Origin of the sequence: Pseudomonas sp. NPDC096917 (assembly GCF_044762555.1) — a bacterium.
GTDB lineage: Bacteria > Pseudomonadota > Gammaproteobacteria > Pseudomonadales > Pseudomonadaceae > Aquipseudomonas.
In genome coordinates this window covers 1-14,248 of the sequence record NZ_JBIWEO010000008.1, presented here as the reverse complement: position 1 = coordinate 14,248, position 14,248 = coordinate 1, and the positions used below count along the sequence as shown (strand labels likewise).

Here is a 14,248-nt window from a genome sequence, read left to right as displayed (position 1 = left end):
GGTTTGTTGGTATGGACACGTTTTCGGAGATGGAAGGTAAGCATTTCAAGATCGTTGAGCGTGCAGGCTCCAGGCGTCTCATGGTTTTTTTGGCGGGTACTGATAAAACCGACGGGAAATTTGATTTTTGGCACGTGGCGAATGCCCAGTCATCTAACTTGTTATTTTTGAATAACGGTCGAAACGAATGGTACCAGCAAGGTATCCCCGGTTTTGGTGACAGCCATGAAGGCACTGTAGAAAAGCTAAAGTCCCTTGTTCAATATTTACAAGTTGACGAGGTGTTTTTTGTAGGTGTCAGCATGGGTGGGTATGGTGCTGTTTTATACGGCGCGGCCCTGAATGCAAAAGTGCTGGCCTTTGGTTACGATACCAAGCTGAAGATTAAGGGCAGTCGCAGCCTGAAGCGAATGCCTAAAAATGTTCCCCTTGCATTTCCCGACCTGCGTCCTCTGATTGAGGCTTCGAAAGTTGAAATTTTGCAAGTTGCAGGAGAGTGTGACTCTCTTGATTTGCTTTCAGCTGCGCATATTCAGGACATGAAGCAAGTCAAGACCATTACCTTGACGGGTGTCGGTCATGGGGGCGCGCCTTTTATTAAAGAATATTATGATTTGTGTGAGTTTATTGCCCTGTGGGCCGACGATCAGCCGCTTCCGGAAATTATCGAGTCCGGTGCATCGGTGAATAATGGGCCTCTAGTTAGGGCGCTCTATAAGACGTTTCTTGCCTTTCAAGAAAAGGATTGGCTAAAAGTTGAGCTCGAAGCAGCCATTGCGCTCAAACTTGATCCACGGCATGAATACTCAAACTACTTGTTGGGTACAAGTCTGTTAGAGGTTAAGCGGATAGAAGAAGCTCAGGTGCCATTGCTTATATCTGTCGGCTCGGCACCGCATTACATGGGGGCGCGTTATCGTCTCGGTCGGGCATTGATGCTTAATAAACGCCATGGGTATGCGAAAGTTCACTTTATGGCCTATCTGAAGCGCAATCCAACGGCTCACACTGTGTTGATGATGCTGTCGGATATATATGCGAGAGAGGGGGATCTTCAGATGGCAAGGCAGTACTTGCTCGATGCTCTTGAGCATGGTGGGGATGCAGAGAAGATAGAGCCTCGTTTGGCCAAGCTGGCGGCCTGATTGTTACGGCATCGCCATATCTTTTGGGTGTGTGGGTGTTCAGAGTTGTAATGGGTTTCTCCAAACAAAAACGCCAAGACCTAGTGTCTTGGCGTTTTTTTTAACGGTAGTATTTCCCCGTTTACTGAATACCTGTCACTCGGCCCAGCATCATCGTCTGCACAACAGGGCTGATGATTTTTTGCCATTCATGAACAGCAGAGTTGGTGACATAGATGGTGTCATCCGGCTTGATCACGACCTGGCGAGCGTAAAATATTGCCGCCGGATCGCGCATGTCGAGGCGCAGAACGGTAGGTTTAGCCTGCTTGCCTTCGCCCATTCGGAATACGAATACACCTTCAGGGTTGGCACTGCCTTCTTTCAGTCCGCCGACACTGCTCAGGGCGTCCAGCAAGCTGGTGTTTTGCGCCGGCAGATCTTTGAGTCCTGGCTCAGCCACGGCACCCATGGCCACGAAGCGCTGACGGGCGCGTTCGAGTACGACTTCCGAGTTCGGGCGTAGCACCATGTTGTTGCCGGCCAGAATGTCTTCGTAGTTGAACTGTTGAACTTCGCTGCCGGTACGCACGGTAACGTTGACCAGATGCGGTTCCATCACTGGGCCGCCTGCCTGGTTGACGGCATCGAGCAGGGTCAAAGGTCCTTGCAGGGTGCTGAAGCGCCCCGGGGACTTGACTGCGCCCGCTACCAGTACCGAGCCTGACAGGTCGCCAACCAGTTCAACGTGGGTTTGCACGTCGGTGGTCATGCCTTTGAGCTGCTTGGCGATCAGTGCCTCAACTTCGGTGAGGGTCATGCCTGCCACAAAAGGCTGGCCTACATAGGGTAGCGAAATCGTACCTTGGTCGCTGATGCGGGTTTTGAGCTGAGTGCCGCCGGTGGACAGCGGGGCAAACAGTGCCGAGCCCTCCGGAGCGTTGTCGGTGATCAGTATGCTCAGGACATCACCTGGCATCAGTCGCGCCGAGGGTGCGAGAGGTTTGGCGATCTTGGCTTGCATCGGCTGCAGGGCGCCACGCATATAAGGTGCGATGGTGTTGGCGTTGATCTCGACCAGATTGTAGGTCGTATTCTCGGACTCGATGGCTCCCTTGTAAGGGCCAGCGCCGGATATGACGCCACTGCAGCCCGAGAGGCCGAGGATCGTCAGAGCCACTGTTGCCAGTTTCAGATGGAACGAGTGGGAGACAGCAAGGGATTTAATCACGGTGATCCTCGATCGAAGCCAGGATGAAGCGAGTAATGCCGTACAGCATGAGCAGGCCAAGCAAGATGGTTGCCAGGTTATACAAACGCTCTGGGTACAGTGCCTGTTGCGGGGTGTTCGGGCTTACGACCGTCACCAGGGTGCGGATCTTTTTGCTGGCTTCAATCCGTGCATTGTCGAGCGCAGCCACTGCGGTTTTGTAGCTGGCTTCGGCGATGCCTGCGTCCAGTGTCAGTTGCTGGAAGGCTGAGGCGACTACGTTCAGTTGGGAACCGTCAGTTGACGACACCAGCAGGCGTTTTTCCTTGGCCAGTTGCTGGGCGATGGCGTTAACCCTTTGCTTTTGCTGTTTCACTTGCGGCGAGTCAGCGCGCAGCTTGAACTGCATCTCGGTCAATACGGCCTGTTCTTTCGTGTGCTGGGCTTCGAGGTCGGAAATGATAGTGGCACGGCTTTGTGCCGTGTTTGCGCCATCGAGCACTTTGTTGGTGTTCTGGAAATCGATCAGTTCGGCTTTACGATCGGCGTATTGAAGCCGGGCGGTTGCCAGTTCGCTTTTGGCGAAGGTCATTTGTTCGCGGGCAATGCTGTGACTGACTTCGTTTACGAAGTTCTCGCTGGCGGAAAGTATCGTGCGCAGCATTTGTTCCGAAAACTCGGGGGTAAAGGCTTGCACTTCAACCCGCAACAGACCGGTGGTCTCATCGTAGTGGGCTGTTACCATGCGCTGGTAGTAGCTGAGCAGGTCTTCGCGCGAGGCGTCCTTGTTGAGCGCGAAGAATATGTCGCCACGTTGGGCGGCATACTGCTCGATCCAGTGCAGGCGCTCTTCGAGCAACAGCATCATGTCCATGGATCCGATGTATTCACGCAGGTAGAGGGTCTCCTCCCTGGATGCGGGGTTGGTGCCGGTCAGCAGGGTGGCGAGGCCAGGCATGGCGGCGGCCTGGTTGCCACCGTCCTGACGAACGACCACCTGCGCACTGCTGACATAGCGATCGGCGGCGAAGATGCCGTAGTAGATGGCCGCCAGTACCATTGGCAAAATCACCAGGCCGATAGCCAGGCGCCAGCGGCTGAGTTTACCCTTGCTGCTCATATGTGATGCATCCTTGAAGTCGAACGGTTCTGCTTTATAAAAGAGAGTATGAAGTCAGGTGTTGTAGGCTTTGATGCCTTCGGCGACGTCTTCGTAAACCTGGATCTCGCCATTGCGAACCAGCAGTACGATGTCGCAGATCTTTTGAACTTCATTCATGTTGTGGGTCACCAGCACGACTTTTGACTGCTGTAGTTTTTCCTGAAATACGTCGGCACATTTACGTTTGAACTGTGCATCGCCGACGGACATTACTTCGTCGATGAGGTAGTAATCAAAATCGAAGGCCATGCTCAGGCCGAAGGCCACTCGAGAGCGCATTCCGGAGGAGTAGGTCTTGATGGGCTCATCAATCCAGTCGCCGATTTCGGCAAATTCCTGAACGTAGCGGATCTTGTCGCGCATGTCGTCGCCCATCGCGCCGTAGACGCGGCAGACAAACTTGATGTTTTCGCGGCCGGTCATGCTGCCTTGAAAACCGCCCGTCAAGCCGACCGGCCAGGAAATACTCCTGTCTGTAGCAACGGAGCCAGAGTCAGGGATATCGGCACCGCCAAGCAGGCGCATCAGGGTCGATTTGCCTGCACCGTTGCGTCCGATAAGGCCGATATTCTTGCCTGGCGGAATCGACAACGAGAGGTTGCGGAACACATACCGACGTCCCTTCGGAGTCAAGTAGGATTTGGTAACGTTTCTAAGTTCGAACACGTAGGCCTGTACTCATCCGTTCTTTGTGGAAACCAGGTGCAAGCGGCGTGCGCGATAGCTACCCATGGCAATAAACAGCAGCACCACCGTGATGCTGATCACGTAACCCTCTGACACGCCATCCACAGGGGTGTAGTGCGGCAAGACCTGAGCGCGGATCAACTCGACAATGTGCAGGAAAGGGTTCAGCAGCAACACCGGCATCATCGCTTGTGGCAGGTAAGCAGCCGGTACCAATACGCCGGAAATGAAATACAGCGGGAAAAAGGCCATGCGAATCACTACCTTCAAGCTGGGCAGAGCATGGGTAATCAATGCCAGTACCATACCCAGGCTAAACGCAAACAACAGACCCAAGCACAGTGTCGCCACCCACATCAGCGGATTGGCCACCGACATGTCGAAGCCGTACCACGCGAAACCAAATACCAGAATCGCGTACACGGTGACACTGATGCAGGTTTCCACCAGTACCCGGGCGACGTAGGTGTCCAGAGGCTTGATTTGCTTGTAGCCGAACAGCGAGCGGTTTTCCCGCAGGCTGTCCATCAAGCGCAAGGCGGTGTTGCGGTAGAGCAGGAAGGGAGCCATCGCGACCAAGACAAATACCGGGTACTCAACGTCAGCAACGGTACGCCCACGAATGACAGCGAATAAAATACTGAAGATAAGCAAGTGGCATATGGGCTCAATGAGCGTCCATACTGCGCCCATGCGGCGCACGCCAAAACGTGCTCGGGCTTCGCGCAGCACGAGGGCGAAGATCACCGATTTTTGAATCTGGAGCGAGGAACGAGGCTTCAATATGTTTACCGCAAAGCAGAGCAGCGCAAATGAATGCGCCGGGGAATTCATTTTCAGGAAATGCATAATCCCGCGCGGTAAAGCCGGGATTCGATAGTATTCCATGTTCTGGGGGCAGGAAGACTAATCGTTTCGTAGCATAAGCGTCAATGAAGAAGTCCTGCCCGCTGTAGGGCAACTCCTGATTTTTTAAGGAAGATCGCATATTAAAACGGCGGGAATTTTTCGAGGCGCTAGGCATTATAAGGGCTTGAGTGTGATAGCCAAAAGCAACTGCCGGATTGGATTCGAGTCTTTTTTTGGAATTTAGTGTGTGTCGTTGCCCATTTTTAGAAAAACAAGTTTGAGCTGAGGGGCTGCTGTGTGAGGGGGCGGTGCGGTTTACCTCAATTCAAGGGGCGGGGCAATTCGGCTGCAGGCATGACTGCGGTCGCAGTTTTCACGAGCACCTGTCTGTCAGTGAAGTTCCACGTTGTTATTGAGGTGGATCCGCCAAGCATTTATCAGGGCACCAAGGAGGGTGACGGTTACGACAGTGCAAATAACGGTGATCCAGATCATTTTTGGACTCCTTTCGCTGTACTACCCGTATACCCCCCGAAAGTTACAAACTTGCGACGGCCCCGGAGCGTGGATACTTACTGAGGATAGACCGTCTGCGCGGGTTTTTTTGCGTTTGTAGACATGACAGCCCACTGCGTGGACATGACCCACCTGTCGAAATGTCAGCCTGAACAATTGACCAGACTCGTCCTACGCAGTTAACTGTATATTCATACAGTTAACTGAAAGGCGCGTGTCATGGGCTTCACTCTCTTGGGTCCTCTTACGGGTGGTGGCGTTCGCCTGCCGCGGTGTTCGTTCAAGATTCCGGCGGGTTTCCCCTCGCCTGCGACGGATCATATGGAGACGCCCATCTCGCTGGATAAGAATAAGTTGCATACTATGGACGTCTAAAGTTAAGTTTTGTCCCCATGGACATTGATGCTTGTTCTTACAGAGATTTCCCTTGCCTACCGTCGAACACATTCACTTCAGTCCGTATGACCTTTCTGTCAAAGACCGCCTGATTACCTACTCGCTGAATAGCTCCCGTGTAGTGATCGAAGGACTACCACAAATATTCTGGGAAGATGGCTTGCCCTGGAGAGAAGCCAATCTCTGGGCTATGGAGAGAGTCACCAATGGTGAGGCACTCCTTAAAACCGTTTCTAGCAACCTGAACGGGCTGTTGAACTACGCGAAGTTTTTGGAGAGTCGCAGGCTTGTGTGGTTTGAGTTTCCGTCTCGAAAGGCTGATCGATGTCTTGTTCAGTACCGTGGGGCGCTTATCAAGGCTCGTGATGCTGGTCATATCAGTCCTGCCACGGCTTCCGAGTACATGCGTAATTGCATTAGTTTCTACAGGTGGGTTAGGAGGCGTGGCCTTCTAAATCCGCTATTGCCGCTGTGGAAAGACAAGCGCTATTTCATCAAATACTTTGACCCGGTCGGCTTCGAGCGAACGCTAGCTGGCACCACCACCGATCTGGGTATTCCAAACCGACAACGCATTGGGATAACTTTGGAAGGTGGGCTACTTCCTGTGTCTGCGGTTGATCGAGACGCCATTCTTGATTTCGTTAAACAGAACGCCTCACCCGAGCTTTATCTGATGTTGGCCCTAGGTTTCTTTACGGGGATGCGACTAGGAACGATCTGTGACCTTCGTATCGATACGTTGGAGCGTGCCCTACATGATCCGTCTGCTAAAGGTCTGCTTCTAATATCCGTAGGGCCAGGTGCGTCGCCGCCCGTGCATACCAAATTTGGTGTAACTGGCCAGGTATGGATTCCCGAAGCGTTGTGTTCAGAAGTCTTGAAGTACGCCAAGGGTCTTCGCAGGTTGACTCGCGAGGCATCTGCGGCTAGTGAGCACCAAGACTTAGTGTTCTTGACACGTTTCGGAAACCCTTTCGGACGTCGCAACAGTGATCAGTCTTCGGCAATAAACGTTGAGATGTCATCGCTTAGAAAATTAGGCATCGCGTCGGGCATAAAAGCGTTCAGGAAGTTTCGCTTCCACCAATCCCGATGCACCTTTGGAACTGAGTTAGCTAGGCTCGCTTTAGCAAATTGTACGGATGTGGCGATAGTTATTGCGACTGTCAGCAATGCATTGCTTCACGGTCGAAATTCGGAGGTTACCACCTTCAAATACATCAAGTTTGTGCAAGCCGCACCCGCTAAGCAGGCCATTGCGAACAGCTTCATGACTGCGTTTACAGGGACTGCCTCGATGCAGGAAGCAAGCAATGAATAATCTGACGTTTTCAGACCTAGCGTTTCCAATGCTTGATTACGCGAAAAATGAGACACCCTGGGATCTCGCACCACTTTTATACAGCGGTGGTGCTAAGACAAGCGTGAAGACTGTACGCAGTGAAATCACATCAGGTGCTTTTGGTGATCCTCTGCTGGAGCGGGTAGAGCTTGTGCATGGGCTCCATGTCTGTTTGACCGACGACCTTGTCGGAGGGGGGAGCCGCTTTTCGGCACAAAACAAGATTGGTGCGTTGAGGCAGTTTTTTCAGTGGGGGGATCAGTGCGAGCGTCCGTTGAGCATTGATACGGTCGCGGAGGAATACCTGGGGTGGGCTGAACATCTTCTACAGCGTCATCGCGTGGAAGGATATCAAACTGCCGGATCATTATACGACGTGGCAAGTTTGACCGCGACGATGCTCGACCGAGTTCTAGGCCGAAGCTCGACACTTCTGTACAGCACCCGAATCCGCAAGCCTAGAGGCACCGGAAAGGCTAGTAATGGGGGCGCTTATACGCAAAGTTTAGACGAGAGCTTTTCATTCGGGCAGTTCATTGCCGATATCTGTAAGTCCCTTACCTATGAAGCTGTGACGGGGCCACTTCCTATCCATGTGGAGTTGCGGTCGGGTTCGACGCTACCTATCTGGTGCGGCCTGAAAGATCCAGAGAAAGGGGCGTTACGACGGACTCGACCTCAAACCAAATTCCAAATTGCGGCCATTCTTCAAAATCGCGAACGTCGAAACGCTGACGTTTCAATAGAGACTCGATACCCGGCGGTGAATCTACGAATCGAAGCCGAGTTGCTTATGTTCATCGCACAAACCGGCATGAATTTATCCCAGGCGCATCAGCTTCGAATGGACCAATACCATTACACGAGTCATCTTGATGGTTACCAAGTCAGGTCTCACAAAAAACGCCGTCAGGGTGAAGTGTTGTTTGACGTTTTCTCACGCTATAAGCAGTGGTTCCAACGCTACATTGAGTGGCGAAATAGGTGGTTTCCAGACGATCTAGAGGGACTTCTTTTCCCTCTCGTCCGTCTTTCGGGGCGCCTCGTTGAAGTAGCTCCTCAGTTCACGGCTATTGATCGCGTCTGCACCATTTCCAATGTTCGATTCGTTCGACCTCGTAAGCTCCGGGGCGCGCGTATTAATTGGCTGTTACGTGAGTCGCAACGCCCTGAACTGGTGGCGGAAATCGCCCAGCACACCGCTGAAACTTTGATTCGTGTGTACGCCGAGCCCAATCCGCAAATTGCGATGATTGAAATCACTCGATTTCACCGGCAAACAGATCCCGTCCTTTGCTCACCTGCTCAAGGTGCTTGTGTGGCGCCGATACCAGAATCCGTCGTGGATGCTCCTACTAATGCTCCTGATCCCGATTGTATTAACGCAGCGGGTTGCCTTTTTTGCGTCAATCACCGGGATATTGAAAGCGAGGATCACGTCTGGTCTCTGAGTAGTTTGCGAGTGCTCAAGACCTTGGAACTAGTTAGATATCGCCCAGCTTGCACGGATAGATCTGACGAGGTTGACCATCCAGCGATGCTTACAGTCGAGCGTCTGAGTGCGAAGTTAAGGTTCTTTCAAGAAAGTAGCGAGGTGCGTCGGCTTTGGGTTGAAGAGGCACTGGCTCGCATAGCCGAGGAGGACTATCACCCTGCTTGGGACGGATTTATTCGGCTTGCGGAAGTTACAGCGGGGTCTTCCCTATGAATATACTTACGAGACTAGGGCTTTCTATCGAGTCGCCTCTCGCCGTTCCTGGGGCATTGAATTATCGTCCAGAGAGCTGGCCTCCGCCACCTGATTGGCCGGTCGTAATTGATGAACAGGGCAAAGTAATAAGCCGTTGGGGCGATCCAGTATGGAGGCTTGATCCATGGGCCAAGAAGGCACTGACGCTGAATTTTGGTGATGGGCCAGTTAAAAAATCAGCGACGCCAATTAGTTCAAAGAACGCAAATTTACTTCGAATCATCACTGGCTGGTGGCTATACGGGCCGTACGGCGCTCGTGGCTACAGAGCCCTTAAAACGCGTTTCGATCAAATGCGGCGGCTGTTTGTTCTTTGCGAGGAGGAAGGAATACTTGCCAGCGAATTAAACCACTTTCCACGCGTATGCGAACGGATCCCTTTCTTTCTTCATACCTCAAGAAAAACCGAGTTTCTGACGTTAATGCATGAGCTTTACGCGTCAAGGGATTCTGTAGGGTTTACGTTGCTGGACTCAGGCTCCCTAACCCGTCTGGCTGCGCGTTTTCCAGCTCATCACACAGCTCAAACACCGTACATCCCTCCACGTATTTGGCGTTATCAAGTTACTAGGCTGCGAGAGTGCCTTGATGACTTCCTATCCCATCGGGAACAGGTTGAAGCTTGTTACCGATTCTGCTTCGCGGCTTACGAACATAACCAGAGGGTTTCAGAGAGAACGGCGTGTGAAAACGCCCCGCCTTTTTGTGGTTATAAAATGCATTTATCAGGCTCTAAAACGGGGCTTCGTTTTCTCGGCGCGTTTGCAGATACCGCGAAACGCTTCGGCATCTTTGAGCTACTTGAACGTTGGGTGGGTCGAGGTAGAGACTTGCAAGTAAAATCGCTGACTAGCTATCTAAAACTGGTCAATCGCGCGGGATTAGCTTACATCCTTAACTTCAGTCTCATGCGGGTCGAGGAAGCATGGAATCTTCGAGCCGGGTGCCTTGACGTTGAGCACGACAAGAGCTTTGGCGACATTTATTTGTTACGTGGGGAGACGACAAAAACGCTCTCTGATAGCGACGCCCTTTGGGTCACATCCCCATCTGTGGCGGTCGCCGTGAGGGCGATGGAGGTGATCTCTCTGTTTCGCTCATTGCACGCATCGCACTCAGAAGCTAGTGGTCTTGCTGGGCGTTATTTGAGCGATTCTTATTACGAGCCCTGGAGCTCATTGCGCAATAAAGGTGATCACTCTCTGAGACCGAGCATTCCGCCATATGCCCACCTTTTGGAGCAGTACGGGAAGCTCTTTGACTTAGAGCGTTTGCGTATCACGACTGAGGATTTGAAGTTGGCTCGGCTAGCTACCCCTACACTGCCGGAGGAGTATCAAGTGGGCGCTGTCTGGCCGTTGGCGTGGCATCAGTTGCGTAGAACTGGGGCAGTGAACATGCAAGCTTCCGGGCTCGTAAGTGATGCTTCGCTTCAGTACCAGCTCAAGCACGTCACTCGAGCGATGAGCCTTTACTACGGACAAAATCACTCGCGGCTGCGTCTAGAGGAGAAAGCTCACACTCTGTACGTTCGCACAATGTACGGGGCGCTTGGAAGTGAGTTACAGCAGCTTACGAGTGAGCGTTTTGTCAGTCCTCATGGAGACAAACGAAAGGCTGAAATCGTTCGGTTGATTTCGCCAGATGATGCGAAGAAGATGGTTGGTTTGGCAAAGAAAGGCGCGATCGCCTGTCGTCCGATAATTCTTGGCGTTTGTTCGAGTCGCGAACCTTGTCCGTACGGCGGAATTGACAACATTGCCCATTGCGGGGGCGGTAATTCAGAGGATGCAAAACCTTGCCCTGATGTGCTGTATGACTCAGAACGATTGGGCGCGGTAGATGATCTTGAACATGTACTCAAAGAGCGGCTTGCCGCTGCTCAGAATGAGAGTCCGCTAATGGAATCGTTGATGGCTCAACAGCGAAGCGTAGAGAGCTTCCGTCGTGTCGTAGAGAGCGCAAATGGACGTTGAATTTCCTGCTCGCCGCAGCGCGGCTGATCAATATCGTGATGCTTTTGAGCGCCTGAAACTCAATAGGCCACAGCTTCTACCAAAGGGGGCACCGGTCACTCAGAACAACGTGGCCAAAGAGGCCGGAAACGATCCGTCGGCGCTTAAGAGGTCTCGTTTCCCGAGTCTCATTGCAGAGATAAAAACCTACGTGGAACAACATGCGGAGGAGCGACCTCCTTCGTTGAACAAGGTAAATCTTCTCACCCGCCAGAAAAACCGCGCCCTGCGTGATCGGATGGAGCAAGTTGCTCGTCAGCGAGACCAGCTCGCAAGCTTATTGAGCGAAGCGGATGCGAAGATCATTGAGTTGTATGACCGTATCGCTGAGCTTGAGCGGCAGTTGCCTGCGTCAAATTTAATTTCGTTGAATCCGCGCGGGCCGAGAAAGCTTTGAGATAACAGCGCGCATGCAGCTAGTCGCTTGGGCATTGCCGATCTGGAGCGGCAATTGCCTGCCTCAATTGTCCTATCTATAGATCTGCGGGGTCGCAGAAAACTTTGATTCCACCCGACGGAATTGCCATTGGCCGGGATTGACCGGGCGACAAATCAAAGGTTAACTGTATGTATATACAGTTTTCTCTGGGCTTTACATTATGACCATCACCTTCTTAGGCACGCCGACGGGCGGCGCTACAAGGGTTCCTTCTTACTCCTTTCGCGTGTCGGCCGGCTTTCCATCCTCGGCATCCGAGAACTTAGAGAAATTTATCTCTCTTGATGAGCTGTTCGATCTGCGAGCCCCCCATGTCTATTTGGTCAAAGTTGAAGGCGACAGCATGCAGGGTGCCGGCATTTTCTCGGGTGACGTCGTCATCGTGGGTCGAGGCCGTAACGCTGAGCAGGGCGATATCATCATTACCGCAGTGAACAATGAGCCGGTATGCAAGCGGTTGCATCGCCGGGACGGGCTGGTAATCCTCAAGTCGGAAAGCCCAGATTATCCCGCCAGATACATTCTCGAAAGTGACGACTTTATAGTTCGGGGAGTGGTTCGCTTCAGTGTGCGCAATCATGCACAGTGAAAAAGTGTTTGCGCTGGTCGATTGCAACTCATTCTATGCGAGCTGTGAGCGCGTCTTTAGACCAGATCTGGCTAAGACCCCAATCGTAGTACTCAGCAACAACGATGGGTGTGTGATAGCTCGATCCTACGATGCAAAACCGTTCGTAAAAATGGGCGAACCATATTTCCAGATTCGAGACAAACTGAGGCAGCACGGAATCGTGCCGTTTTCCAGTAATTATGCCCTGTATGGCGACATGTCCGAACGCATCATGACCATTCTGGAATCTACCGTCGACTCCTGGGAGCGGTACTCAATCGATGAAATTTGGCTAAGCATGGGCGGTATGCCCGGTAACCTTGAGGCATTCGGCCGTGACCTTCGGTCCCGCGTATTACGGTGCACGAGCATCCCGGTCGGTGTTGGAATAGCATCCACTAAAACCCTTGCCAAGTTGGCCAACCACACCGCTAAGCGCTTGCAGACTCAAACTGGAGGTGTTGTAGATATCCGTGATCCTTTCAAGCGAGACTGGGTTTTGCGTAACACCGCGGTAAGGGAAGTCTGGGGAATTGGTAGGCGAATGACAACGCACCTAGAATCTGTGGGCATCCTGAGGGCTATGGACTTGGCAATGGCTGATCCCAAGATGCTGCGGCAAAAATTCAGCGTGGTGGTGGAGAAGACCGCCCGTGAACTGGCGGGCATATCATGCTTGGACGTTGAAGAGATTGAGCAGCCAAAGCAAGAGATCTGTTGCAGTCGGGCATTCGGCAAACGCCTCGCAGAGATTGAGCCGATCAAACAGGCAGTGGCCACTTACGTTGGGCGCGCAGCGGAAAAGCTCCGAGCTCAAGGTTCGATGTGCAAGCGCATGCGAGTGAGCATCCGCACTGGTATGTTCAATCCTGACGAGGCCCATTACGCCCAAGGAGTGATGGTAGAACTGCCTTATCCGACATGTGACACCTTGCTCATGACTCGAATGGCTACCGACGTAGTGACTGAAATCTTTCGTCCGGGCTTCCGTTACAGCAAAGCTGAGGTGCTTTTGATGGATCTGAGGCAGCCAGGTGAATTCACCGAAGATCTGTTTGCCCCCAAGCAATCTTTAGAAAGCGTTCGGCTGATGCAGGTCATGGACAATATCAACGGAAGATGGGGTCGGGGCACACTGCGGGCTGCCAGTGTTCCAGTATCACCTGACTGGGGAATGCGCCGTGAAATGATGAGCCGATCTTATACGACCAAGCTGGACGAACTTTGGATTGTGCGCTGCGATTAGACGTGTCAGCGGGCGAGGGATTCTCACTGCCGTAAAATTCACAGTGCCATGAAACCAGTTCTGAAGCTGGGATTTTCAGATGGAAACTTTAGCCATTTTCACCAGGTAAATACTCAGTCGTTCGAGTGGCCACCAACGAGCCATGCAGCTTCTGGCCACAGCAAAAATGTCGAGTCCTTTTTCCTACTATATCGATACCGAGTTTTGGTAGAACTAGCGATGGTAGCCAATTCGCCGCCTTGGCGGGTAATTACACTGACGTGACTACCATTTGCATTACCACTGACCAGTCAATTGCATTCGACTTGACCAGCACCCACCGAGTGACGATCGATAGCGAATGGCCAATAGCTGCCGCTAGCCTAAGCTATGTGGCGTTAGAGTGCCTGCGTTCATTTGACGGGCATAGCGGCAGTAGTGGTCGACCGCACCATGCACTGCAACACCAACCGCAATCGCGCCACAGAGATGGGTAAGGTGTGATGAGCGTCCGCTTACAGTACTTTTCCCGAATTGTTGGGTGAAATAGGTGCGAATATGCTCTAGCGATTTTTGAATCGCTGCCGTTGGCGCGCCGGCTCCACACTTCAAAAAATTAATCTGGCCGCAAGGAAAAGAAATCTTTCCGTTAATGACTTAAAACACTGTTAAAGGAAAGAAATATTTCCCTTGCGCAACCCGTGTACCGAGCGTTGAGGCTGTATGACGGTTAGCGGATGGGAAACTCACTTACCGAGTCGCCATCATGACTGGGATAAAGTAGGTGAGTTCCCGATGGTTACGATTCGCGCCCTTAAACGAGAACTAGTGTCTCGAGCGGTTAGTTCATTAGCTTATTCTTCATCACACTCAGCTTTGCCATATGTACCGAGCTGATGATGGCCGCTGCGGTCTTTGTC

General features: G+C 52.3%; 11 protein-coding genes and 1 pseudogene. 8 read left to right on the top strand and 4 right to left on the bottom strand.

Going from position 1 to position 14,248, the window contains the following annotated elements:
* Nucleotides 1–11: 11 nt before the first annotated feature.
* Entirely contained in the window at nt 12–1,145 is a 1,134-nt protein-coding gene (locus ACIQYF_RS11015) for a hypothetical protein (protein WP_402860840.1), read from the top strand.
* A 121-nt stretch (nt 1,146–1,266) separates the two neighbouring features.
* On the opposite strand, the gene ACIQYF_RS11010 is transcribed toward ACIQYF_RS11015, so the two are convergent.
* The 4 genes from ACIQYF_RS11010 to ACIQYF_RS10995 form a co-directional block, all read right to left on the bottom strand.
* Complete coding sequence (locus tag ACIQYF_RS11010; RefSeq protein ID WP_402860837.1) at nt 1,267–2,355, bottom strand: polysaccharide biosynthesis/export family protein; 1,089 nt, start codon at nt 2,353–2,355, stop codon at nt 1,267–1,269.
* Nucleotides 2,348–3,454 (bottom strand): ABC transporter permease, encoded by a 1,107-nt coding sequence (locus ACIQYF_RS11005; RefSeq protein WP_402860834.1) that lies wholly within the window; start codon nt 3,452–3,454, stop codon nt 2,348–2,350. Before ACIQYF_RS11005 ends, ACIQYF_RS11010 begins: the two co-directional genes overlap by 8 nt.
* A 54-nt stretch (nt 3,455–3,508) precedes the next feature.
* Entirely contained in the window at nt 3,509–4,105 is a 597-nt protein-coding gene (locus tag ACIQYF_RS11000) for an ABC transporter ATP-binding protein (protein WP_402860831.1), read from the bottom strand.
* Nucleotides 4,106–4,174: 69 nt separating this feature from the next.
* Nucleotides 4,175–4,966: an ABC transporter permease gene (locus tag ACIQYF_RS10995; RefSeq protein ID WP_402860828.1), complete on the bottom strand. Its 792-nt coding sequence runs from the start codon at nt 4,964–4,966 to the stop codon at nt 4,175–4,177.
* Nucleotides 4,967–5,767: 801 nt separating this feature from the next.
* On the opposite strand from ACIQYF_RS10995, the pseudogene ACIQYF_RS10990 reads away from it, so the two are divergent.
* The 7 genes and pseudogenes from ACIQYF_RS10990 to ACIQYF_RS10960 all read left to right on the top strand — a co-directional run.
* Nucleotides 5,768–5,896, top strand: a pseudogene (locus tag ACIQYF_RS10990) (peptidase S24); the annotation flags it as partial.
* 58 nt (nt 5,897–5,954) lie between these two features.
* Entirely contained in the window at nt 5,955–7,268 is a 1,314-nt protein-coding gene (locus tag ACIQYF_RS10985) for a site-specific integrase (protein WP_402860825.1), read from the top strand.
* Nucleotides 7,261–8,997, top strand: coding sequence for a site-specific integrase (locus tag ACIQYF_RS10980; protein WP_402860822.1), 1,737 nt, complete (start codon nt 7,261–7,263; stop codon nt 8,995–8,997). Before ACIQYF_RS10985 ends, ACIQYF_RS10980 begins: the two co-directional genes overlap by 8 nt.
* Nucleotides 8,994–11,015, top strand: coding sequence for a hypothetical protein (locus ACIQYF_RS10975; protein WP_402860819.1), 2,022 nt, complete (start codon nt 8,994–8,996; stop codon nt 11,013–11,015). Before ACIQYF_RS10980 ends, ACIQYF_RS10975 begins: the two co-directional genes overlap by 4 nt.
* The gene (locus ACIQYF_RS10970; protein ID WP_402860816.1) at nt 11,005–11,451 is read left to right on the top strand and encodes a hypothetical protein; all 447 of its coding nucleotides are present in this window, start codon (nt 11,005–11,007) and stop codon (nt 11,449–11,451) included. The genes ACIQYF_RS10975 and ACIQYF_RS10970 overlap by 11 nt, the downstream gene beginning before the upstream one ends.
* Nucleotides 11,452–11,653: 202 nt before the next feature.
* On the top strand, nt 11,654–12,082 hold the full coding sequence (locus ACIQYF_RS10965; protein WP_402860813.1) for a LexA family protein: 429 nt from the start codon (nt 11,654–11,656) through the stop codon (nt 12,080–12,082).
* A complete protein-coding gene (locus tag ACIQYF_RS10960; protein WP_402860810.1) occupies nt 12,072–13,349 on the top strand; it encodes a Y-family DNA polymerase in 1,278 nt (425 codons plus the stop codon). Before ACIQYF_RS10965 ends, ACIQYF_RS10960 begins: the two co-directional genes overlap by 11 nt.
* Nucleotides 13,350–14,248 lie beyond the last annotated feature (899 nt).

Excerpts from the sequence above, each read along its gene's own strand:
- ACIQYF_RS11015 (WP_402860840.1), top strand. The coding sequence starts at position 12 with ATGGACACGTTTTCGGAGATGGAAGGTAAGCATTTCAAGATCGTTGAG.
- ACIQYF_RS11005 (WP_402860834.1), bottom strand. The coding sequence starts at position 3,454 with ATGAGCAGCAAGGGTAAACTCAGCCGCTGGCGCCTGGCTATCGGCCTG.
- ACIQYF_RS10980 (WP_402860822.1), top strand. The coding sequence starts at position 7,261 with ATGAATAATCTGACGTTTTCAGACCTAGCGTTTCCAATGCTTGATTAC.
- ACIQYF_RS10975 (WP_402860819.1), top strand. The coding sequence starts at position 8,994 with ATGAATATACTTACGAGACTAGGGCTTTCTATCGAGTCGCCTCTCGCC.
- ACIQYF_RS10970 (WP_402860816.1), top strand. The coding sequence starts at position 11,005 with ATGGACGTTGAATTTCCTGCTCGCCGCAGCGCGGCTGATCAATATCGT.
- ACIQYF_RS10965 (WP_402860813.1), top strand. The coding sequence starts at position 11,654 with ATGACCATCACCTTCTTAGGCACGCCGACGGGCGGCGCTACAAGGGTT.
- ACIQYF_RS10960 (WP_402860810.1), top strand. The coding sequence starts at position 12,072 with ATGCACAGTGAAAAAGTGTTTGCGCTGGTCGATTGCAACTCATTCTAT.